The sequence below is a fragment of the Acrocarpospora pleiomorpha genome (genome assembly GCF_009687885.1).
GTDB classification, from domain to species: domain Bacteria; phylum Actinomycetota; class Actinomycetes; order Streptosporangiales; family Streptosporangiaceae; genus Acrocarpospora; species Acrocarpospora pleiomorpha.
Map to the genome: position 1 here is coordinate 12,364 of NZ_BLAF01000057.1, position 22,633 is coordinate 34,996.

Here is a 22,633-nt window from a genome sequence, read left to right on the forward strand (position 1 = left end):
GGCGCGGACGTGGTCAGCGCGGACGTGGTCAGCGCGGACGTGGTCAGCGCGGACGTGGTCAGCGCGGACGTGGTCAGCGTCGGCGTGGGCGTGGTCAGGGAGGCGCCCTGGGCGCGATCCTCCGCGACCACGATCAAGTTCGTAGATCCTTTTCCAGGAACCGGACCTAGCTTCGACGCAGCCCGGCGGCCGGGATCCGGCCGCTGAGCCCGCCGAGCCGGCGGCTGGTCAGCAGCCAGGCCAGCGCGGTGCCCAGCACGTAGGTCACGGTGGGATGCTCTGGCCAGGCCCATCACCTCACGACCCACGCCCACAACCAGCAGAAACTCCTACGCCACCCCCGGTGGACACAACCGGGCGCCTTTCACAACACCGGGCTTTCCGGCTCTCGGCCGTGAACGTTGGAGACATCCTTGGCGATGCTGCGAGCCGGATCGTGGTCGTGACTCCCCACGCTCCCCGGCGCGGCTGGCAACACCCTTCTGGATCGTTCCGGCGCGTCCGCGCGAACGCGCGTCTTGGTCTTCCCGCAAGGACACCAGCTCGTGGTGACCAGCCCGATTCGCTCGATCTCCTGCCAACGATGACGGTGGAACGGCCACAACTGCATTGTCGTCTCTCCATGTATTGGCGAATAGATCACCGGCAGCGAATCCGGACGGACGACACGCTGAGCCACCACCCCTAGGAGGCCACACCGTCGTTTGAGAACTCGTGTGACCGGCCCGCGCCCGGACTGGCCTACGGATCGCCCCTGACCTGCCGATTCCACCAATCACAGGGGTCCACACGTGTGATCGACGGCAGTGACGTCATGGGCCTCCCAAGAATGTCGGTGGGACAAGGTAGAACTGGGCCATGAGCAACTTCGTGTTGATACCCGGCGGAGGTTCAGGACCGGGCTACTGGTCGCTCCTGGAGGCGGAGTTGCGCCGGCGCGGCCACGGCACCATCGCCGTCGACTTGCCGTACGAGGATGAGAAGGCCGGCCTGGAGGAGTATGCCGACGCGGCCGTCACAGCCATCGGCGATAGGCGCGACCTGGTCGTGGTGGCTCACTCCTACGGCGGTTTCACCGGACCGCTCATCTGCGACCGGCTGCCGGTCGAGTTGCTGGTGTTCGTGGCGGGCATGATTCCGCGGCCCGGCGAGAACCCTGGTGACTGGTGGCAGAACACGGGCCACGAGGCCGCTCTCCGAGAGAGCCACCTGCGCGACGGCCGCGACCCTGACGGCCAGGATGCGTATGCCCTCTTCCTGCATGACGTGCCCAGAGACATCGCGGACGCCTCCCTGGAAGACTCCCGGGACCAGGCTGACACCTCGGCGAAGGCACCCTGGCCGGGGCAAGCTCTTCCGAACGTCCCGACCCGAGCCCTGATCTGCACCGACGACCGCTTCTTCCCGGTCGATTTCATGCGCGCTGTGGTCCACGATCGACTCGGTATCACCCCTGACGAGATGCCCGGCAGCCACATGCCGATGCTGAGCCGCCCCGCCGAACTCGCCGACCGCCTGGAATTCTTTCGCGGAGCGTGATCGAGCTAATGGCGGGTGCGGCCCACGTAATTACCGACGATGAGACCGGCCAGCATTTCGGTGTTCAGCGCTGCCACGGCGTGGTGCCTCTCTTCGTCGATCCCCGAACGGGATCGCCTGGATGAACACTTCACCGCCTGCCGGTCTCATCTGTCAGAACTTGAGATTCCAGGTGTCCAGGTAGCCGAAGTTGTCGGGCCAGAGATCCTGGACGTCGAGCCGCCAGTTCCCGTTCCTGGCGGTCTCGTTCACGTTGACGTTGAGCGTGGCCGAGATCGCCTCAGGCGAGGCGTTGGGGGTGGAGGCGGGCGGTCCCTCGGTCCGCAGCCGGTAGCGGGTGCCGTCCGGGGCGACCAGGTCGATGCGAACGTCGTCTGGACGGGTGTGGAAAACGGTGTACGACACGTGGAGCGGCTGGACATAGCCGACTCCGGCACAGCCCGTCACGTTGATCAGGGACATGGTGCCCGGACCCACGTCCGGGATCGTGATGTTGTTGGCATTGGTGCCGGACAGGACGCAGCTGGACAGCGGCTGCGCCTGCCATGAGGCCTGGAGGAGGTCGCCGGTCGTCTGCACCACGGGATCGGTTTCCTCCGGGATCGGCGGCTGTGGGTCGTAGGGCTCGTCCGGTTCGCCGATGGAGCCCTTGTGCGAGTTGTGCTTGAGAGCGAGCGCGATCGCACTGGGTGTGGCGTTCGGGTGAGTCACCAGCAGGCGCGCAACGACCCCGGACACATGCGGCGCCGCCATCGACGTGCCGCTGATGGTGTTGGTCGCGGTGTTGCTCCCGATCCAGGCCGACTTCACGTCCACGCCGGGAGCGTTGATGTCGACACCGTTCCCGAAGTTCGAGAAGTGCGCGCGGAGGTCGTCTTTGTCGCTCGCGGCGACGGTGATGGCTTCAGCCACACGCGCGGGCGAGTATCCGTCCTCATTGCACAGTAGGCCGCCACCGTTGACGTTACATCCGACGTTCCCGGCCGCGACGACGAAGGGCAGGCCGGAAGCCACCGCGCCGCGGACCGCCTGGTCCATCGACTGGCTCGCGGGGCCGCCCAGGCTCATGTTCACGACGGCGGGTCTGATGGCGTTCGCTGTTATCCAGTCGACGCCGGCGAGGACGCCTTCGTACGTCCCCGCGCCCTCGCAGTCCAGCACGCGGATGCCCACGACCGACGCGTTCTTGGCGACCCCGTAAGTGGCTCCTGCGATCGTTCCAGCGACGTGCGTGCCGTGCCCGTGACAGTCGTTGCCGTTCCTGCCATCCCCGACGAAGTCCTGCGGGGTGGTCGCGCGGCCACCGAACTCGGCATGAGCCACCCGGATGCCAGTGTCGAGAACATACGCGCGGACTCCGGATCCGGTGTACCCGCTGACGTAGTTGTACTTGGAGTCGCGAGTCTTGCTTCTCTTGTCGATCCGGTCGAGACCCCAGGGCGGGTTCTGCTGGACGATCTCGGTTTCAGGACCGGCGGCTATGCTGATCTTTCTGTTCTGCTCGACGTAGGAGACCGCGGGATCGGCGGCGAGACGCTTGGCGTCCGCCTCGGACATGATGACGGAGAAACCCTGGAGAGCATGGCCGTACGTGCGCGCGACCTGCCCGCCGTACTGGCTCGCCAGACTCTCCCCTACCGCCCGGACACCGGCACCGCCCGGCTCAAGATCCTTGAGCACGACGATGTAGCTTCCTTCGACGGTGCCCGGTTCGCCTGCGTTGAGCACCTCACCGCCGACTGCCAGCGCAGCCGACGGCATGGATAACGATCCCAGGAGCGGGGAAACCGCCACGACACCGGCAGCCACCGCCCGGAGTCCGCTCCTTTTCGTGAGTCGCATAACGGACTTTCCGTATTGCGCTATCCATTGAAGATAATTCATGGCGACATCGCCGGTCGCGGCGTGGCCGGCGCCGGACATGACGCCGCCCGGTGCCGCCGACGCGACGGCGCGCATCGGCAGGCTCAGTAGATTGTTCTTGACGGTACGCATCGTGTGCTCCTGGAAGGCTGGTAATGGTTCAGCCGCCAATACGGCACACCGTGGCCTCCGCGTTCCCCAACCGGTCTAAATACGCACAGCAGGCCTGGTCTCCGGGTCAAAGAAGCTCGTCCAGCAGTCGGTAGTAGTACAGCCGCTCCTCCTCGATGTCATCGACCAGCCCATAGGCCGAAAGGAACGCCTCCCACGCCACCGTGCCGGGGTCCTCAGACAAGTACCTGTGCGCGATGGCAAGATCGCGATACCGGTCGGCCACCCCCAACGCCGGAATGTCGATGACGACAGCCTCTCCCGAGGCAGGCAGCAGCACGTTGGAGGGGGTGTAGTCCCCGTGCGCGACGACGAGATCCTCGATGGGCGGCCGCGTGGCCAACAGTCGTTCGTAGATCGCCTCAGGAGTCAGCCCGAGATGATCGTCGTCGAAGTCGTCCGAGTCCACCAGGCCGTCACGAACATTGGCGCCAGCGCGTTCGAGAACCACCGACAGGCGCCCGTCAAAGGGGCACTCGGCGACGGACAACTCGTGCAGCACGCGCAGCGTCCGTCCCAGAACGGCACCCAGGTCAGCGGGCGCGGCGGCTTCCAGGGACGGAGCGCCCACATCGGCAAGAACGAGAAAGGGATCCTCGAAAGCGACCACCTCAGCAACGGGGACCCGTCCATGAAGCCAGCACAGTCGCAGATGCTCCGCCCGAGCGAGAGGACCGTGCTTGACGTAGAAGATCTTCGATCCCGACACCACCCGCAGGGCCGTCCCACTGGCTCCTTCGTGATCCCCCGACCAAGATGCATCCTGCTCGATCAGCCAGTGGAGCCGGTCAGGAACCTGCATGATCACACTCTAAGACAGGTTGCGCGGCCGCCCGCAGCGTGCCCGCGAATCTCCCCGTCACCGTCGTCCCACCCCTTCAAGGAGCGGGCCAGGAGTCAAGGTGGAGCCCCCAACTGGAGGAACGACCTGCCCTCCTGGCCCCGGTTTGCTCGGCTTACCCGGGTCGATAGCGAGACGATCAGTCCCCCTCAGCCCCTACGGTCCTAGCCTTGCTCTTCGCGATCATCCCGGAGCCTCACCGCCCCCGCCGGAGGCATGCTCTTTCTACGCCCCCGCACGATCACCCAGAGAATCCATGCCTGGACTAGCCCGGCGGCGGGGATCAGGAAACGAGAGATCTCTGGGTCGGGAAGCGGAAGCAAGAGCAAGATCTGAGAGGCCGGAGAGGTAATCGCGATCAGCCATATCGCCTCCAAGCCTTGGCTCCCAGGTTGACGCACGCTGATCTCAACGTAGACGGTCACACCGAAAACGATCAGCGCATATGACCCAGCGACAGCCAGGCCAAAGCGCCCCCGGTCATACCGGGAGACATAGCGCATCACAGTCCGTACAGGTTGCATACCTCCGAGTCTGAAGCCCCTAGGGTGTGGCGTCCTGAGTACCAACACTCAGATGAGTGCTCACTCTGACCTGATCTCCCACACCGCCCCTGATGACCGCTAACTCGAACACGGCAACCGCGCTAGCAACCCTGGGGGCGTGGGGGGCTGTGCCCCCCACGCCGGGGGGCTCGGGGGGTCGTCCCCCCGTGTAAACGACGAGAAGGCCCGAAGGAGCGAGCAAAGCTCGCGACCACAGGCCTCCGACTTCGAGTGGGGCTACCAGGACTTGAACCTGGGACCTCTTCCTTATCAGGGAAGCGCTCTAACCGTCTGAGCTATAGCCCCCAGCCACGCTCAAAACCCGTAGGTCTTGGCTGGACGAGGAAAAGCTTACCGTGTCCGAGGGGTTCCTCGCACCGTCGTTCCTGTACGGCCACGGCCACGCGCGACCGGTGGCCGTACAGGACGAAGGTCACTCGGCTTCGCTGAACGTGACTTCAACGCCGCCGACCAGGTCGGCGGAAAGGTTGTAGATAACGGCACCCAGCGTGGCCAGGGCCGTGATCAGAACCACGTTGATCGCGCCCAGCAGGGCTGTGTAGCCCAGGATGCGCACCGGCTCGAACCAGCTGGCCACGTCGAAGGACGGCGCCGCGCCCTCGCCGACGGTCAGCTGGTTGACGGCTTTGACGATCTCGTCGAAGACGCCCATGGCGGACAGCACGCCGTACAGCACGGCGACCGCGACGAACAGGACGACGAAGCAGACCAGGGAGACGACGAAGCTGAACTTCATCGCGGACCAGGGTTCTACCCGGCGGAGGACAAGATGGGCCTTCCGGGGGGCGCGGATGGCCGGTTTCCGGTCTTCTGCCGGTTGGGTTTTGAGTATCGGCCGGTCGGCCGGTGCGGTCAGGTCGGCGGCCATGCCGACGGATGGGACGGCCGGGGGGCGCGGGTTGGTTTCGTTCAGGTCGGGCGCGGCGGGCGACCACGGCTTCGGGTCCGGACCCGACGTGCGGATGCGAACCGTGGAGTCGTCCGACTTCGGTTCCTCGGCGGGACGAGACTCCGGTCCCTCGTCTTCGATCCGCTCGGACACCCCGTCACGCATCGAGAAAGTCATCGGCTTGGCGGCCGAGCCCTTCCGTGTTCTGGCGCTGGCGCTCCCCGAGTTCGTCATTCCTCGTCTCCTGCCCCATTCTCCACTGTCTCCAAAGCTTCGGCTGCCGCCAACGTTTCGGCGTTCCGGGCGAGGGCCACGACGCTGTCGCCTTCGGCGAGATTCATCAGCCGAACCCCCATGGTCTGGCGTCCGGACTGCTTGATCTCGCCGGCGCTGGTACGGATCACTCCACCGGCTGAGGTGATCGCGAAGACTTCGTCCTCGGGTCTCACCATGACCGCTCCGACCAGCTTGCCACGGGCGCTCACGATTTTCGCGGTCAGCACGCCCTTACCGCCCCGACCTTGAAGCGGATAGTGGTCGACGGGGGTCCGCTTCGCATACCCACCCTCGGTCGCGATAAGCACGTCGTCGCCATGGCTCATCACATTCATGGCGAGAAGTTCGTCGCCGTCGATGAACCGCATGCCGATGACACCGCTGGTGGCGCGGCCCATGGGGCGCAGCGCCTCGTCGGAGGCGGTGAAGCGGATCGACTGCGCGCCCTTGGAGACGAGCAGCAGATCGTCCTCCTCGGACACGAGTCTGGCGGCGATCACCTCGTCATCTTCGCGCAGGTTGATCGCGATCAGGCCACCAGAGCGCGGCGAGTCGTACTCGGAAAGTCTGGTCTTCTTGACCAGGCCGCTGCGGGTGGCCAGCACGAGGTACGGGGCGACCTCGTAGTCGCGGAGGTCGAGGATCTCCGCGACGTGCTCGTCGGGCTGCATGGCGAGCAGGTTGGCCAGGTGCTGCCCGCGCGCGTCGCGGCCGGAATCGGGCAGCTCATACGCCTTGACCCGATACACCCGGCCCTTGTTGGTGAAGGCCAGCAGCCAGTGGTGGGTGGTGGTGACGAAGAAGTGCTCGACGATGTCGTCCTGGCGCAGCTGAGCGCCGCGGACACCCTTGCCGCCGCGCTTCTGCGCCCGGTAGAGGTCGGTGTTGGTGCGCTTGGCATACCCACCGCGGGTGATCGTGACGACCATGTCCTCTTCGGCGATCAGGTCCTCGATGGACATGTCGCCCTCGTAGGCGATGATCTCGGTCTTCCGGTCGTCGCCATACCGCGTGATGATCTCGCCGAGTTCGTCGGCCACGATGCTGCGCTGGCGGCTGGGGGAGGCGAGGATGTCCTGGTAGTCGATGATCTGCGCCATCAGGTTCTCGTACTCATCCTGGATCTGCTGGCGTTCCAGGGCGGCGAGCTTGCGCAGCTGCATGTCCAGGATGGCCTGGGCCTGGATCTCGTCGATCTCCAGCATGCTCATCAGGCCCTGCTGGGCGGCCGACGCCGAGGGCGACTGGCGGATGAGCGCGATCACGTCGTCGAGCCGGTCCAGGGCCTTGAGCAGGGCCCGCAGGATGTGCGCGCGCTCCTCGGCCTTGCGCAGCAGGAAGCGGGTGCGCCGGACGACGACTTCGATCTGGTGACCGATGTAGTACTTGACGAACTGGTCCAGGCGGAGCGTGCGCGGCACGCCGTCGACCAGGGCCAGCATGTTGGCGCCGAAGGTGGTCTGCAGCTGGGTGTGCTTGTACAGGTTGTTGAGCACGACCTTGGCGACCGCGTCACGCTTGAGCACGACGACGAGGCGCTGGCCGACCCGGGAGGAGGATTCGTCCCGGACATCGGCGATGCCGGTGACCTTGCCCTCTTTGACGAGCTCGGCGATGGACAACGCGAGGTTGTCGGGGTTGACCTGGTACGGCAGCTCGGTGATGACCAGGCACTGCCGCGCCTTGTTGTCCTCCTCGACCTCCACCACGGCCCGCATGGTGATCGACCCGCGCCCGGTCCGGTACGCCTCGTCGATGCCGCGCTTGCCGACGATCAACGCGCCGGTGGGGAAGTCGGGGCCCTTGACCCGGGCGATGAGGGCTTCGAGCAGCTCCTCCTCGGTGGCGTCCGGGTGCTGGAGCGCCCACTGCACGGCCGCGCCGACCTCGCGCAGGTTGTGCGGCGGGATGTTGGTGGCCATCCCGACCGCGATCCCGGCCGAGCCGTTGACCAGCAGGTTCGGGAACCGCGACGGCAACACGACGGGCTCCTGGGAGCGGCCGTCGTAGTTGGGCTGGAAGTCGACGGTCTCCTTGTCGATGTCCCGGAGCATCTCCATGGCGATCGGCGCGAGCTTGCACTCGGTGTATCGCATGGCGGCGGGCATGTCGTTGCCCGGGGAGCCGAAGTTGCCCTGGCCGTCGACCAGCGGGTAGCGCAGCGACCAGGGCTGCGCGAGCCGTACCAGAGTGTCGTAGATCGAGGTGTCGCCGTGGGGGTGGTAGGAGCCCATGACGTCGCCGACGACCCGGGAGCACTTGAAGTAGCCGCGGTCGGGGCGGTAACCGCCGTCGAACATCGCGTACAGCACCCGCCGGTGCACGGGCTTGAGCCCGTCGCGCACATCCGGCAGCGCGCGCGACACGATGACCGACATCGCGTAGTCCATGTAGCTGCGCTGCATCTCGGACTGGATGTCCACCGGCTCGATACGATCGGCCGGCGGGCCCGGAGGCAGGTTCACTTCCGTCACGTCAATCCTTTTCTGCTCTGTACGGCAGGCCGATTACACATCGAGGAATCGCACGTCGCGCGCGTTCCTGATGATGAACTCGCGGCGCGGCGCGACCTCCTCGCCCATCAGGACGCTGAACATCTCGTCGGCCTGGGCCGCGTCGTCCAGGGTGACCTGCAGCAGCAGCCGGGTGTCCGGGTTCATCGTGGTTTCCCACAGCTGGTTGGCGTTCATCTCGCCGAGACCCTTGAAGCGCTGCACGTTGTCGCGCGGCCGCGGGTCGGGCTTGCCGGCGTCGATCCCGGCCTGGATGACGGCGTCGCGCTCCCGGTCGGAGTACGCATACGACGCGTCCTCCCCCTTACGGTCCCACTTGATCTTGTACAGCGGGGGCTGGGACAGGTACACATGCCCTGCCTCGATCAGCGGGCGCATGAAACGGAACAGCAGCGTCATCAGCAGCGTGGTGATGTGCTGGCCGTCGACGTCGGCGTCGGCCATCAGGATCAGCTTGTGGTAGCGCAGCTTGGACAGGTCGAACTCGTCGTGCACGCCGGTGCCGAGCGCGGTGATCAGCGACTGGACCTCGGTGTTCTTGAGGACCTTGTCGATCCGCGCCTTCTCGACGTTGAGGATCTTGCCGCGGATCGGCAGGATCGCCTGGAACCGCGAGTCGCGGCCGCCCTTGGCGGAGCCGCCGGCCGAGTTGCCCTCGACGATGAACAGTTCGCAGCGCTCGGGCTCGCTCCACTGGCAGTCGGCCAGCTTGCCGGGCAGGCCGGAGCCGCTCTCCAGCAGCGACTTGCGCCGGGTCAGGTCGCGCGCCTGGCGGGCGGCGATCCGGGCCCGGGAGGCCTGCAGCGACTTGTTGATGATCTCCTTGGCCTCGCCGGGGTTGCGCTCGAACCAGTCCCGCAGGTGATCGTTGCAGGCCTTCTGGACGAACGACTTGGCCTCGGTGTTGCCCAGCTTGGTCTTGGTCTGGCCCTCGAACTGCGGTTCCGCCAGCTTCACCGAGATGATCGCGGTGAGGCCCTCGCGCACGTCGTCGCCGGTGAGGTTGTCGTCCTTGCCCTCTTTGAGGATCTTCTGCTCGCGCGCGTACCGATTGACGATCGTGGTCAGCGCGGCCCGGAAGCCCTCTTCGTGGGTGCCGCCCTCGGCGGTGTTGATCGTGTTGGCGAAGGTGTAGACCGACTCCGAGTACGACCCGTTCCACTGCATGGCGATCTCGGCGGAGATGCCGTCGCCGTGCTCCTCGAAGTCGATGATCGAGTTGTGGACGGTCTCCTTCTTCGAGTTCAGGTGCGCCACGAAGTCGGACAGACCGCCCTGGTAGCAGTACTCAACCTGGATCGGCTCATCCACGAAGTGATCGGGGCGCTCGTCCCTGATGATGATCGTGAGGCCCTTGTTGAGGAAGGCCATCTCCTGGAACCGGCGGCTGAGCGTCTCGAAGTTCCAGGCGGTCGTCTCGAAGATGCCCTCGTCGGGCCAGAAGGTGATCGTGGTGCCGGTCTCGTCGGTCGGCTCGCCCTTGATCACATCCGTGGTCGGCTTCGACCCGAGATACGACTGCCGCCAGTGGAACCCGTCTCGCTTGATCTCCGCTTCCAGGCGGCTGGACAGCGCGTTCACCACCGAGACGCCCACCCCGTGCAGGCCGCCCGACACCGCATACGACTGGCCGTCGAACTTGCCGCCGGCGTGCAGCACGGTGAGCACGATCTCCAGGGTCGGCTTCTTCTCCACCGGGTGCATCGCCACCGGGATGCCCCGGCCGTTGTCCACAACCCGGACGGCGCCGTCGGCGAGCAGCGTGACCTCGATGTAGTCGCAGACGCCCGCCAGGGCTTCGTCGACCGAGTTGTCCACAACCTCGTAGACGAGGTGGTGCAGGCCACGCTCGCCGGTCGAGCCGATGTACATACCCGGGCGCTTGCGGACCGCCTCCAGGCCTTCGAGAACGGTGATAGAGCTTGCGTCGTAGGACAAGTGTGAAATCCTCCTGCCGCGGACACGCGGCAGGAGACATCCGAGGATGGCTACCCTGCCGTGCCCGTCACCGTCGTGAGTGCCCCGATGCGCTCACCCAGGGGAGTCGGCTCGTCAGGCCGGGGTGACACGCAAACGGACGTGTCCTTAAGTCCTCTTTCATTCTACCGGTCTTCGGGACCTGAGGTGGCATTGACGGGCGCTGTGATGCCCGCTAATGCGATGATCTTGTTTTTAATGTCAACCCCGCGAGACCGGGGTCTCTCGCCCCAGACGCGATTTCGGGCGGTGTTTATGGCTGATCCTTCGGATCGGCGGGCTTGGCCGCTTTCAGCCTATGTCTTCCCTCGTCACTCCGGCCGCTCCGCGACCTGCGTTCCTCAGTCCAGACACAGGCGCGGCCAAGCCGGAACATACGACTTACGGCGCGGAGATTGCCCGATATTAGCCATAGGTGTCCCCTGGCCCCTTGCTCCCGTGAACGCGCAGGCCACCGGGACGGACGCCGGTGTTGGGCCCGTGCACCTTGACCCTGTGGACCGTGCCGTCGCCTAACTCCTCGTTCAGCCGTCTGACCAGGGATGCCGCCAGCAGACGCACCTGGGTGGCCCAGGCGGTGGAGTCGGCGGAGACCAGCAGCTCGCCGTCCTCGAAGGTCTCCGGCCGGGTGTGCGAGGCGAGTTCGGGGCCGACGATCTCCCGCCAGCGGCCGAACACCCCGCCGACGGCGACCGACTGCTCCCAGCCGCGCTCGGCCAGCAGGTCGCGGATCGCGCCGCCGAACAGCTGGGGATCGGCGGAGTCGCGTCGCGCGCCGTTCTTGCGGCGGCGCGGCTCGCTGCGCGGCAGCTGGCCGCGGCGCAGCGCGTCGGCCTTGGCCTGGGCGAGTTTCTCCCTGGCCAGGGCGGCTCCCTTGGCCGCCGAGTTCTGCGGGGACTGGCCACCCGAGCCGAGGGGTTCAGACACGGGTCACGCTCCCTTCTGTCACGTCGAAACGCGCGCCGATGAGCTCGCCGGGCACGTCGTCGGGGACGGCGGCGGTGATCAGGACCTGCTCCGCCGGGGCGACCATCTCGGCCAGCCTGCGGCGGCGCTGGGTGTCGAGTTCGGCGAACACGTCGTCCAGGATCAGCACGGGGTCGCCGCCGTCGGCGCGGAGCAGGTCGTAGGCGGCCAGCCGGAGGGCCAGCGCGAACGACCAGGATTCGCCGTGGCTGGCGTAGCCGCGGGCGGGCAGCTCGCCGAGGCGGAGCTGAAGGTCGTCGCGGTGCGGGCCGACGAGGGTGATGCCGCGTTCGAGTTCGGACTTGCGGGCCTCGGCGAGGGCGGCGAGCAGCTGGGCCGCCAGGTCGTCGCGGGTTGTCCCCAGGGCTGTGGACGAATATTCGAGCTGGGCGGCGTCGGAGGCCGGGGCGAGGGTGGCGTAGGCCTTCGCGGCGAGCGGGCGCAGCTCGTCCACCAGGTCGAGGCGGGCCGCCAGCAGCTCCGCGCCATGGCGGACGAGATGGCTGTCCCAGACCTCCAGCGTGCTCTGGACGTCACCGGCGCCCGCTTCCGCGAATCCGCTCTCCTCGTCCTGCCTGCGGGCGCTACGACGCCTTCCAGGGCGCGCCAGAACGCCCGTGCGGAGCAGGGCGTTGCGCTGCTTGAGCACGCGGTCGTAGTCGGCCCTGACCCCGGCGAACCGGGGATGGCGGGCGACCAGCAGATCGTCCATGAACCTGCGCCGCTCGGCGGGGTCGCCCTTCACCAGGGCGAGGTCCTCGGGGGCGAACAGGACCGTTCTGAGCAGCCCCAGGGCATCCCGGGCGCGGGAGACGGGGGAACGGTTGATCCGGGCCCGGTTGGCCCGGCCGGGGTTGAGCTCCAGCTCGATCAGCGCGCGGCGGTCGTCCTTGACGATCATCGAGCGGATCACCGCCCGGGCGGCGCCGTGCCGGACCAGGGGGGCGTCGGTGGCCACTCGGTGGCTGGCGTGGCTGGCGACGTAGCCGAGCGCTTCGACGAGGTTCGTCTTGCCCTGCCCGTTCGGGCCGACGAACGCGGTCACGCCCGGGTCGAGCGCGAGCTCCACCCCGGGATAGGACCGGAAGTCGGTGAGCGAGAGATGGGCGACGTGCATGCCGCAACGCTAGCGGTCCCCACCGACATCTTGAGCGCGCTTGCCCCTGCCGTTCTGGCCCGGTACGGCGAGAAGGCTCCGCTCAGTTCTCGGCTTCCACCGGGGGCACGGTGTCCGCGCCGGGGGAGTCGGCGCCCAATCCGGTCTGGCCGTCCACCGCGTTCACCGCATGCCCGCCGAACTGGTTGCGCAGCGCCGCGATCATCTTCATCGCGGGCGAATCATCCTGCCGGGAGGCGAACCTGGCGAACAGCGCGGCGGTGATCACCGGCAGCGGGACCGCGTGATCCACAGCCGCCTGCACCGTCCACCGGCCCTCGCCCGAGTCCTGTGCATAACCTTTCAGCTCCGCCAGCTCCGGGTCCTCCTTGAGCGCCCGTACGAGCAGGTCCAGCAGCCAGGATCGGATCACCGTGCCGTGCCGCCAGCTGGCGAAGGCCCCGGGCACGTCGGTGACGATGTCGGTGGCCTCCAGCAGCTCCCAGCCTTCGGCGAAGGCCTGCATCATGCCGTACTCGATGCCGTTGTGGACCATCTTGGCGAAGTGGCCCGCGCCGATCCCGCCCGCGTGGACGAAACCGTCCGCGCCCACCGGCTTGAGCGTCTCGAAGATCGGCCGCAACCGCTGGATGTCCTCGGCCGTGCCGCCCGCCATCAGCGCGTAGCCGTTCTCCAGGCCCCAGACGCCCCCGCTGACGCCGACGTCCACGAAGCCGACGTTCCGCGCGGCCAGTTCGGCGCCGTGCTTCTGGTCGTCCACATAGTGGGAGTTGCCGCCGTCGATGATGATGTCCCCGGCGGCGAGCAGCTCGCTCAGGTGGTTGATCGTCGCCCGGGTGGGGTCGCCGGCCGGAACCATGATCCAGACCGCCCTGGGCGCCTCCAGCCGCTCCACGAGATCCTTGAGGCTCCCGACGTCGCTGACCTTCGGATCGCGGTCGTATCCGACCACGTCATGGCCGCCGCGGCGAAGCCGCTCGGCCATGTTGCCGCCCATCTTCCCGAGCCCGATCAGGCCGATCTGCATCGAGGCCACCCCCCTCTTGGTCCATCGTGAGCGCCCTACCCGGCACGGGGGTAGATCATACGGTCCCTCCGTGAATGTCTGGGGGGTCAGCTGCTCAGGCGGATGGGCATGATCAGGTAGCGGTAGTCCGCGATGGCTTTTTCATCCACAGGTTTTCCACCGGTGAGGATGGCGGGCTTCGTGGAGGTCGTGAAGTTCAGCCGGGCCACGTCCGAGTCGATCGCCCCCAGGCCTTCCAGCAGGAACTGGTGGTTGAAGGCGATGTTGATGTCGTCGCCCTCGAACTCCACCGGCAGGACCTCCACCGCCTGGGCCTCGTCGCCGCTGCCGGCCTCCAGGACGACTTCGGTGCCGCGGAAGGCGAGCCGCACCGGTGTGTTGCGCTCGGCGACCAGGGCCACCCGCTTGACCGCCTCCACGAAGGAGCTGGTCGCGATGTCGGCGTGGGCGGAGAACTCGGTGGGCAGGAGCGAGCGGTACTTGGGGAATTCGGGGTCGAGCAGGCGAGTGGTGGTGCGGCGGCCGGAACTGGAGAAGCCGATCATACCCTCGCCGGTGCCGCCGACCGAACTGAGCGCGATCTCCACCTCGGCGCCGGTGATCAGCGATTTGGCGGTGTCGGCCAGGGTGCGCCCGGGGATCATGGCGATCGCCTGGAAGTCCGGCTGGTCGGGCTGCCACTTCAGCTCGCGCACGGCCAGCCGGTAGCGGTCGGTCGCGGCCAGCGTGACCGTGTCGCCCTCGATCTCCATCCGGACGCCGGTGAGCATGGGCAGGGTGTCGTCCTTGCCCGCCGCGGTGGCCACCTGGGCGACGGCGGCCGCGAACACGTCGCTGCCGACCCGCCCGGCCGCGGGCGGCATGGCCGGCAGGGACGGGTAGTCCTCCACCGGCATGGTCAGCAGGGTGAAGCGGGCGCTTCCACAGGTGACGACCGCCTTGGCGCCCTCAACAACCAGGTCGACGGGTTGCGCGGGCAGCGCGCGGGTGATCTCGGCGAGCAGCTTGCCGGAGACCAGGACCACGCCCGGTTCGCCGGTCTGCAGATCGAGGGTTACCTCGGCGGAGACCTCGTAGTCGAAGCCGGAGAGCTTCAGCTGGTGGTCTTCCGTCACTTCCAGTCGCATGCCCGCGAGCACGGGCACGGAGGGGCGAGCGGGCAGGCTACGTGCCGTCCACGCGACCGCCTCGGCGAGCACGTCTCGGTCGACCCGGAACATCACGTGGATCAGCCTCCTGTGAATTTCATGGCTTGTTGCTGTCTCTGCGGTCGCAAGTCCGGCGAACGCGGTTGATCCCTCGCGGGAGTGGGCAGTACTCCAGTTGCGGATGTGCGGTCTGCTCGGCGGACGTAGCAGCGAACGCCCATCCTCGTCGCTCGCCCACAGGTGTCAACTCTCCCGCACCTTGGCGCTCCGCGAAGCCCTTCTGTTGCTCTTGATTTCCCTAGTGAGAGAGAACGTAGTCACATTCATAGGGGCTGTGGATATGTGGATGAACCCCTGTTTTCGCAGCTCAGCATGGCTGCCGTTGTCCACCGTGCCTGTGGGTAAACGGTGGATGACGAAGCGTGGCCTGTGGGGAACTTTCGGTCGTCCACAAGCCATCCCCAGGAAAACGGTCCGTCATCCACTGGTTACCGGAGGTTGCCCACAGGTTTTCCCCAGGTTATCCACGGGAGACACGCCCATCTCGGTTGGTGATTTTTCCACTGTGCACAGAGCGTCCACAGACCATGCACAGGTTGTCCCCAAGTTATCCCCAACTTGTCCCCAGAGTTATCCACAGGGTGTGGGAAAAGCGTCTCGCGAAAAGATCTTCAGGACGTCGCTAACACGGGTCTGACGTGTAGGAGCGGTGATCCACAGGAGATATCCACAGCCTGTGAATCAAGCTTGACGACCGCGTTGCTTGATGCGGGTGGTGAGCTCATTCACCTGGTTGTACATCGAGCGCCGTTCGGCCATCAGCGACCGGATCTTCCGCTCCGCGTGCATGACCGTGGTGTGATCCCGGCCGCCGAACTGCTGGCCGATCTTCGGCAGCGACAGGTCGGTCAGCTCCCTGGCCAGATACATGGCGATCTGCCGGGCCGTCACCAGCGCCCGCGACCGCGAGCCGCCGCACAGATCCTCCAGCGAGACCCCGAAGTACTCGGCCGTCGTCGACATGATCAGCGCGATCGTGATCTCGGTGTCCGCGTCCTCGCTGATCAGATCCTTGAGCACGACCTCGGTCAGCTGGATGTCCACTGACTGCCGGTTCAGGCTGGCGAACGCGGTCACCCGGATCAGCGCGCCCTCCAGCTCGCGGATGTTGGTGGCGATCCGGCTGGCGATGTATTCGAGCACGTCCGGCGGCGCGGCCAGCCCTTCCTGGATGGCCTTCTTCCGCAGGATCGCGATCCGGGTCTCCAGCTCGGGCGGCTGCACGTCGGTGATCAGCCCCCACTCGAACCGGTTGCGCAGCCGATCCTCCAGCGTGACCAGCTGCTTGGGCGCGCGGTCGCTGGAGATGACGATCTGCTTGGAGGAGTTGTGCAGGGTGTTGAAGGTGTGGAAAAACTCCTCCTGCGTCTGCTCCTTACCCTCCAGGAACTGGATGTCGTCCACAAGCAGGATGTCCACCGCGCGGTAGCGGGCCCGGAAGCCGTCGGCCTTGTGGTCGCGAATGGAGTTGATGAAGTCGTTGGTGAACTCCTCCGAGCTCACATACCGGACCCGGGCGCCGTCGTACAGGCTCTGCGCGTAGTGGCCGATCGCGTGCAGCAGGTGCGTCTTCCCCAGCCCCGAGTCCCCGTAGATGAACAGCGGGTTGTACGCCTTCGCCGGCGCTTCCGCCACAGCCACCGCGGCCGCGTGCGCGAACCGGTTGCTGGCCCCGATGACAAAGGTGTCGAAGGTGTACTTGGCGTTCAACCGCGCCGGTTCCCCGCTGGTACGGCTCCCGCCGCGACTCTCCCACCGGTTCTGCACCGGCTCCGGCGTGGGCGGCTCCGTAACGAACTTGGGCGGCTCTGTCGGAATACCCCCGCCTTGCCCTCCCGGCGACGGGTACGGCTCCACCGACGGCTGCGCGTGCGGCTGCTGGGCCTCCTGTGGACCATCCTGTGCGAACGAGAAACCCGGCTTGGCCTGTGGACCACCCTGTGGATAATCGGGGGACAACGCCGGACCGCCCGGCCGGAAGTCCTGGCCAAAGGCTGGTTGTGCCCCTCCCTGCTGGGGAAAACCGTTGTCCACCTGCTGGGGATATCCGGAGGGGCGGGGGTAGTTCTGCCCAGGAGCCTGGGGATAACTTTCGCGCTGCTGCTGCCCGCCCTGCGGCTGGTTGGTCGAGTCGACCATGACCGCGATCCGGACCGGGCGGCCGAACTCCTGCGAGAGGGCGTGCGCGATCAGCGGGCGAAGCCGTACTTCCAGGACTTCCTTCGCGAAATCATTGGGGGCAGCCAGCAGGATCGTGTCGTTGATCAGGCCCGATGGCGTGGTCATCTGCAGGAAGGCACGCTGCTGCCCGGAAACGCCCTCCTCGGTGAGGGTGGCAAGTGCGCGGGCCCATACCGCGTTGAGGTCGACACCGTCCACGGCTCGGCCCTCCTCCCTTACGCGGCCCCCGCTCGCACGCCGCGATCCGTTATCCACACCCGCTTATGGCCGGGGTCGTTCCGGCGGCACCAGTCCCCGCTACTTGATCCACAGAGATCCACAGAGGATCCACAAGTTGTGCACAGGTCGTGCACAGCCTTCGGGATGGGGAGGAAGGTCTGAACGCCTGACAGTAGCGGTGTGCCCACCCGCGTTCAAGACGTTGTCCACAGCCTAGTGGTTGCCGCGACCACAGGGTGTGGACAGCCGAACCACCGGTGGAAAACCAGGTCACGAGCCTGGGGAAAACTCCGCTGCACACTGGTATGGTCACGCTCTGCGCTGATGATCAGGCTAATGAGGATTGCCCGCCGGTTTGACCATCCGGCGGATCCCCCGTAACGTGTTGCGGTCGGCTTATCCGTGACGGCTATTTCGCATGCCCTGCGATCGGTGAGTCGCAAATCGTGCACCGTACCGCGCCCGAGGACCGTCCCGGGTGTAACTCAAGCCTGGAGCCCACTCGTGAGCAAGCGTACTTACCAGCCGAACAACCGTCGCCGCGCGAAGACCCACGGCTTCCGGCTGCGCATGCGCACCCGGGCCGGCCGCGCCATCCTGGCCGCCCGTCGCCGCAAGGGCCGCGCCGAGCTGACCGTCTGATCCACAACCCGATTTTGCAGCCGAACTGAGGAACGCCCGCCGCCCCCGTGGCGGCGGGTCACCTTATATAAGGAAGTAGCCGGTGCTGCCGTCCGCTTACCGCATGCGGCGGGGTGACGAGTTCGCCGAGGCGATCCGTCGCGGGCGCCGTGCCGGACGTCCGTCGCTGGTCGCCCATTTCCGTACCGGTGAAGGGGACTTGCCCCCACTTGTCGGATTCGTCGTCAGCAAGGCCGTCGGCGGGGCCGTCGTGCGCAATCAGGTCAAGCGGCGGCTCAGACACCTGATGCGGGCACGTATACACCTACTTCCGAGAGGTAGCCTGCTGGTGGTACGCGCCAATCCTCCGGCCGCGTCCGCGCGCAGCGAACACCTGGCCGCCGATCTCGATGTCGCGCTCGAACGACTTCTCCGGCGGCTCTGAGATGGACGGTCATGACAGCCGAGCAGCCAGCGACCTCGGGGACACCGGGCAGCACGCCCGTCCCCATGTCGCCCGCTGCCCGGATTCTGGTGGCTCCGATAAGATTTTACCGGGCTTTCATCAGCCCCCTTTTCGGGCCACGCTGCCGATTCTTCCCCTCCTGCAGCGCATACGGTGTGGAGGCGATCGCCGTTCACGGGGCGTTGCGCGGGGTGTGGTTGACCATCAGGCGTATCGGCCGATGCCATCCCTTCCACCCCGGCGGGTTCGATCCCGTGCCCCCTCGACCCCACAACACGCAAGGGAGCTAGCTCGGTGGAGCTGTCCTGGCTGAATTGGCTGTATACGGCCATCGCTCAAGTGATCACGTGGATCCACACGGGCTACAGCACTGTCATTAGTCCCGACAGCGGCCTGAACTGGGCGCTGACCGTCATCACGCTCACCGTGCTGATGCGTATCCTGATCTTCCCGCTCTTCCTCAAGCAGATGCGCTCGTCGAAGAAGATGCAGGAGCTGGCTCCCAAGATCCAGGAGCTGCGCAAGCGGTACAAGAACGACAAGCAGCGTATGAACCAAGAGGTCATGCGCGTCTACCAGGAGGGCGGCGCCAACCCGCTCGGCGGCTGCCTGCCCATCCTGGCCCAGTTCCCGATCTTCATCTCGATGTTCACCGTGCTGAACGCGATGGCGCACGGGCAGCCCAAGTTCGGCATGACGCAGGAGCTGGTGAACAACGCCCGCGACGCGCACATCTTCGGCGCGCCCTTCCCGGCGACCTTCTTCACCAGCGCGGCGGACATCGCGAAGTACAACGCCGACCCGGTCGTCGCCAAGGTCGTCCTGGTGGTCTTCGTCGCGATCAGCTCGCTGACGACCTTCCTGACGGTGCGGCAGAGCGTCACCCGCTCGATGGCGCAGATGCCGGACAATCCGATGGCGCAGCAGCAGAAGATCTTGATGTACATCTCGCCGCTGTTTGCCGTCTTTTCCCTCAACTTCCCGCTTGGGCTGATTCTTTACTGGGTTACCACCAACGTGTGGACGCTGGGTCAGCAACACTGGTTCTACAGCCGTAACCCGATGCCGCAGTTTGACGCCAAGGGCAACCTGATCCCGCCCACGCCGCCGGCCAGCCTGCTCTCGCGGTTCCGGAAGACCAAGGAGACGGCCGAGGAGCCCGTGGCCCCGCCCGAGCCTAAGATCGTCCGGCAGCAGCCGACCCGCCAACCGCGGAGCAAGCGGACCGGCAGCAAGAAGTCGTGAATACCGAGCAATGTGAGAAGGAGTTCGGACGTGACCGAAGCTGAGGAGACCGTCAAGGCGGCTCCCGACGTCGCCGCCCTCGAACAGGAAGGTGAGATCGCGGCCGACTACGTCGAAGGCCTGCTCGACATCGCCGACCTGGACGGCGACATCGACATGGACGTCGAGGGCGACCGCGCGATGGTGTCGGTTGTCGGCCTCAAGGGTGGGGACCTGGTCGGCCCCTCCGGCGAGGTGCTGGAGGCGCTCCAGGAGCTGACCCGCCTGGCGGTCCACCGCCAGACCGGCGAGCGGTCCCGGCTCATGCTCGACGTCGCAGGCTACCGCGAACGCCGCCGCGCCGAACTGACCAAGATCGGTACGGCCGCCGCGGAGGACGTCAAGGCCACCGGCGAGCCGAAGGCGCTCCAGCCGATGACCCCGTTCGAGCGAAAGGTCGTGCACGACGCGGTCGCGACCGTGGGCCTGCGCAGCGAGTCGGAAGGCGAGGAGCCCCGCCGCTTCGTCGTCATCCTCCCCGTCTGAGTCCCCCATCGAAAGCCGTCGATCTCATCGGGATCGACGGCTTTCCTGTTGTGTACGGCTTGCGCGTCCCTGGTGCACAGCATCCGGGGATCAACGCACAACCCACGCGGCGCTGTATCCGATCGGTGCGGGTGCGTGCGAACTTCCTTGGGCGATCCACAGCCTGGGGAGCGCCGGATCCGATCGATGTGGGTGTGCGCACACTTCCCCGGCCAACCAACAGCCCCGGGAACGCGGGCGCCGTACCCGATCGGTGTGGGCGTGCCCAAGCCTCCGCGGCCAACGCACACCCGCCGTGGGTGCTCGGTGGAGCCCGAATTCACGGCACTGGATTGCATTGTGGCGGTCGCGCCGCGGGTGGCCGTGCCGTTGCGTATGCCCTTCCCCGCATGCCTGGCCGGTGGTTTGCCGCCCGGCCGATACCCTACGAGAGATGACCGGAGAGATGAGCGAGCAACTTCCCCCTGCCCCCGATGTGGCCTACGAGGTTTTTCACGGTGCGGCGATGGCGCGGGCCGAGGCATTCGCCGACCTGCTGGCGGGCCCCGGGGTGGTTCGAGGACTGCTCGGACCCCGGGAGATCCCCCGTATCTGGGATCGCCATCTGCTCAACTGCGCGGTGATCGCGGAAGCCGTCCCGGAGGATGTGCGCCTGGTCGACATCGGCTCCGGCGCCGGACTGCCCGGCATCGTGCTGGCGATCGTCCGGCCGGACATCCAGGTGACCTTGCTCGAACCCCTGCTGCGCCGCACGGTCTTTCTGCACGAGTGCGTCGACGCGCTGGGGCTGGACAACATCGAAGTGCTGCGAGCCAGGGCCGAGGAGGTCGCCGGTGAGCGCGAGTTCGACGTGGCCACCGCGCGGGCGGTGGCGCCGCTCGATCGGCTGCTGACCTGGGCGATGCCGCTGCTCGCACCGGGTGGCATGCTGCTGGCGATGAAGGGGGAGCGCGCGGCCGAGGAATTGCACGGTGCCGCATCCCAATTGCGCGCCTCTGGGGCGCGAACGGCCGAGCTTGTCACGGTCGGGCACGGTAAAGTCGAGCCACCCGCAACTCTTGTCCGGGTTATCGCCGGGCCCAAGCCCAATGTGGGACGTCGGCATGAGGGCGCGAGAGACGGTGATCTCAGAGGTCGGCATGAGGTCGCGAAGCGAGGTGCACGGCGCCGACGAAAGAGGTGACGGTCGTTCCTGGTGCGGTAACGGGCTTGGGTGGCCGAATGAGTTCGCGGACGGGCGATCGGGGCAGCTGTCGGGGGTCGGCTGGCCACTTTCTCCGTCTGCCGGATGTACCGGTGGACGCGTTGCCGGAGATGCTGTCGGAGGTGCTGTCCGATGGATTGCCGGATGCACCGCCGGACGAAAGGACGACCGTCGTGTCCCAGCCCCCGCTTAACCCAGGTGATTCCCCGCTGGTTCGAGAGGCACTGAGTTCTGTGGTTTCACGTGAAACAACCGCACCCACCGCGGCACCTACGGCGGCGGCTGCGACGCCGGTCGGATATTCCGCTCGTCGTGAGGAAGGCTGGCCGCACCCGCCCAAATGCCGGGTGATGACGATTGCCAACCAGAAGGGCGGCGTTGGTAAGACGACGAGTGCCGTCAACCTGGCCGCATCGCTGTCCATGCACGGGCAGCGGGTGCTGGTCGTCGACTTGGACCCGCAGGGCAACGCGTCGACCGCCCTGGCGACCGAGCATCGCGCCGGAGCGCCGTCGATTTACCAGGTTCTGGTGGAGGATCTGCCGCTTGAATCGATCGTGACCGAGGTCCCGGACATGCCCGGTCTTTTCTGCGCGCCGGCGACCCTGGACCTGGCCGGCGCGGAGATCGAGCTGGTTCCGATGGTGGGCCGGGAGACCCGGCTCAAGCGGGCGTTCGCGGCCTTCGAGTCGAAGATGAACTTCGACTACATCCTGATCGACTGCCCGCCGTCGCTCGGCCTGCTCACGGTCAACGCGATGGCGGCGGCCCAGGAGGTGCTGATCCCGATCCAGTGCGAGTACTACGCGCTGGAAGGCCTGACCCAGCTCCTGCAGAACGTCGAACTCGTCCGGGCGCACCTGAACCAGACGCTGACCGTGTCCACGATTCTGCTCACCATGTACGACGGCCGTACCCGCCTGGCCTCTCAGGTGGCCGAGGAGGTGCGCTCCCATTTCGGGGCCACCGTCCTCGACGCGGTCATTCCCCGGAGCGTACGCGTGTCCGAGGCGCCCAGTTATGGGCAGTCGGTCATGACATACGACCCCGGTTCGAGTGGAGCCATGGCCTATATGGAGGCGGCTCGGGAGATGGCCTATCGCGGAGCGGCGGTTGCCGACGCGTGAACCGGTAGCCTTGTTGATGGCCGCGCCTCCGGCACGGCGGGATTGGCCGCTGGGAGGCTGTGCCTTCCCTCGTCTCTCTGGTTGCTTCGCTC

Annotated in this window: 19 protein-coding genes and 1 tRNA gene; 8 read left to right on the forward strand and 12 right to left on the reverse strand. The window is 66.7% G+C overall.

What is annotated here, in order from left to right:
* Positions 1 to 858 precede the first annotated feature (858 nt).
* Positions 859 to 1,539, forward strand: coding sequence for an alpha/beta hydrolase (locus tag Aple_RS38080; protein WP_155349618.1), 681 nt, complete (start codon positions 859 to 861; stop codon positions 1,537 to 1,539).
* A gap of 153 nt (positions 1,540 to 1,692) precedes the next feature.
* On the opposite strand, the gene Aple_RS38085 is transcribed toward Aple_RS38080, so the two are convergent.
* The 12 genes from Aple_RS38085 to dnaA form a co-directional block, all read right to left on the reverse strand.
* Positions 1,693 to 3,534: a S8 family peptidase gene (locus Aple_RS38085; RefSeq protein WP_155349619.1), complete on the reverse strand. Its 1,842-nt coding sequence runs from the start codon at positions 3,532 to 3,534 to the stop codon at positions 1,693 to 1,695.
* Positions 3,535 to 3,640: 106 nt separating this feature from the next.
* Positions 3,641 to 4,375 carry an aminoglycoside 3'-phosphotransferase gene (locus Aple_RS38090; RefSeq protein ID WP_155349620.1) on the reverse strand — a complete coding sequence of 245 codons (735 nt, stop codon included), beginning with the start codon at positions 4,373 to 4,375 and terminating at the stop codon, positions 3,641 to 3,643.
* 203 nt (positions 4,376 to 4,578) lie between these two features.
* Positions 4,579 to 4,938: an SCO4225 family membrane protein gene (locus Aple_RS56470; protein ID WP_373869686.1), complete on the reverse strand. Its 360-nt coding sequence runs from the start codon at positions 4,936 to 4,938 to the stop codon at positions 4,579 to 4,581.
* A gap of 253 nt (positions 4,939 to 5,191) precedes the next feature.
* Positions 5,192 to 5,265, reverse strand: a tRNA-Ile gene (locus tag Aple_RS38095).
* 127 nt (positions 5,266 to 5,392) lie between these two features.
* Positions 5,393 to 6,103: a DUF3566 domain-containing protein gene (locus Aple_RS55040; RefSeq protein WP_155349621.1), complete on the reverse strand. Its 711-nt coding sequence runs from the start codon at positions 6,101 to 6,103 to the stop codon at positions 5,393 to 5,395.
* Complete coding sequence (gene gyrA, locus Aple_RS38105; RefSeq protein WP_155349622.1) at positions 6,100 to 8,619, reverse strand: DNA gyrase subunit A; 2,520 nt, start codon at positions 8,617 to 8,619, stop codon at positions 6,100 to 6,102. Before gyrA ends, Aple_RS55040 begins: the two co-directional genes overlap by 4 nt.
* A 33-nt stretch (positions 8,620 to 8,652) precedes the next feature.
* On the reverse strand, positions 8,653 to 10,596 hold the full coding sequence (gyrB, locus tag Aple_RS38110) for a DNA topoisomerase (ATP-hydrolyzing) subunit B (protein WP_155349623.1): 1,944 nt from the start codon (positions 10,594 to 10,596) through the stop codon (positions 8,653 to 8,655).
* 444 nt (positions 10,597 to 11,040) lie between these two features.
* Positions 11,041 to 11,562, reverse strand: coding sequence for a DciA family protein (locus Aple_RS38115; RefSeq protein WP_308805537.1), 522 nt, complete (start codon positions 11,560 to 11,562; stop codon positions 11,041 to 11,043).
* Complete coding sequence (gene recF, locus Aple_RS38120; RefSeq protein WP_155349624.1) at positions 11,555 to 12,718, reverse strand: DNA replication/repair protein RecF; 1,164 nt, start codon at positions 12,716 to 12,718, stop codon at positions 11,555 to 11,557. The genes Aple_RS38115 and recF overlap by 8 nt, the downstream gene beginning before the upstream one ends.
* An 82-nt stretch (positions 12,719 to 12,800) precedes the next feature.
* A complete protein-coding gene (gene gnd, locus Aple_RS38125; RefSeq protein WP_281361653.1) occupies positions 12,801 to 13,835 on the reverse strand; it encodes a phosphogluconate dehydrogenase (NAD(+)-dependent, decarboxylating) in 1,035 nt (344 codons plus the stop codon).
* Positions 13,832 to 14,968, reverse strand: coding sequence for a DNA polymerase III subunit beta (gene dnaN, locus Aple_RS38130; protein ID WP_155349626.1), 1,137 nt, complete (start codon positions 14,966 to 14,968; stop codon positions 13,832 to 13,834). Before dnaN ends, gnd begins: the two co-directional genes overlap by 4 nt.
* Positions 14,969 to 15,634: 666 nt before the next feature.
* Positions 15,635 to 17,389, reverse strand: a complete 1,755-nt coding sequence (gene dnaA, locus Aple_RS38135) for a chromosomal replication initiator protein DnaA (RefSeq protein ID WP_444978887.1) — start codon at positions 17,387 to 17,389, stop codon at positions 15,635 to 15,637.
* Positions 17,390 to 17,857: 468 nt separating this feature from the next.
* On the opposite strand from dnaA, the gene rpmH reads away from it, so the two are divergent.
* The 7 genes from rpmH (at position 17,858) to Aple_RS38170 (ending at position 22,541) form a co-directional block, all read left to right on the forward strand.
* Complete coding sequence (gene rpmH, locus Aple_RS38140) at positions 17,858 to 17,995, forward strand: 50S ribosomal protein L34 (protein ID WP_015772801.1); 138 nt, start codon at positions 17,858 to 17,860, stop codon at positions 17,993 to 17,995.
* Between the two features lie 82 nt (positions 17,996 to 18,077).
* On the forward strand, positions 18,078 to 18,419 hold the full coding sequence (gene rnpA / locus Aple_RS38145) for a ribonuclease P protein component (protein WP_155349628.1): 342 nt from the start codon (positions 18,078 to 18,080) through the stop codon (positions 18,417 to 18,419).
* Between the two features lie 65 nt (positions 18,420 to 18,484).
* Positions 18,485 to 18,730: a membrane protein insertion efficiency factor YidD gene (yidD, locus tag Aple_RS38150; RefSeq protein ID WP_155349658.1), complete on the forward strand. Its 246-nt coding sequence runs from the start codon at positions 18,485 to 18,487 to the stop codon at positions 18,728 to 18,730.
* A gap of 4 nt (positions 18,731 to 18,734) precedes the next feature.
* Entirely contained in the window at positions 18,735 to 19,685 is a 951-nt protein-coding gene (gene yidC / locus Aple_RS38155; RefSeq protein ID WP_155349629.1) for a membrane protein insertase YidC, read from the forward strand.
* 30 nt (positions 19,686 to 19,715) lie between these two features.
* Positions 19,716 to 20,210 carry a Jag family protein gene (locus Aple_RS38160; RefSeq protein WP_155349630.1) on the forward strand — a complete coding sequence of 165 codons (495 nt, stop codon included), beginning with the start codon at positions 19,716 to 19,718 and terminating at the stop codon, positions 20,208 to 20,210.
* A gap of 445 nt (positions 20,211 to 20,655) precedes the next feature.
* On the forward strand, positions 20,656 to 21,393 hold the full coding sequence (gene rsmG, locus Aple_RS38165) for a 16S rRNA (guanine(527)-N(7))-methyltransferase RsmG (RefSeq protein WP_155349659.1): 738 nt from the start codon (positions 20,656 to 20,658) through the stop codon (positions 21,391 to 21,393).
* A 371-nt stretch (positions 21,394 to 21,764) separates the two neighbouring features.
* Positions 21,765 to 22,541 carry a ParA family protein gene (locus Aple_RS38170; RefSeq protein ID WP_155349631.1) on the forward strand — a complete coding sequence of 259 codons (777 nt, stop codon included), beginning with the start codon at positions 21,765 to 21,767 and terminating at the stop codon, positions 22,539 to 22,541.
* Positions 22,542 to 22,633 lie beyond the last annotated feature (92 nt).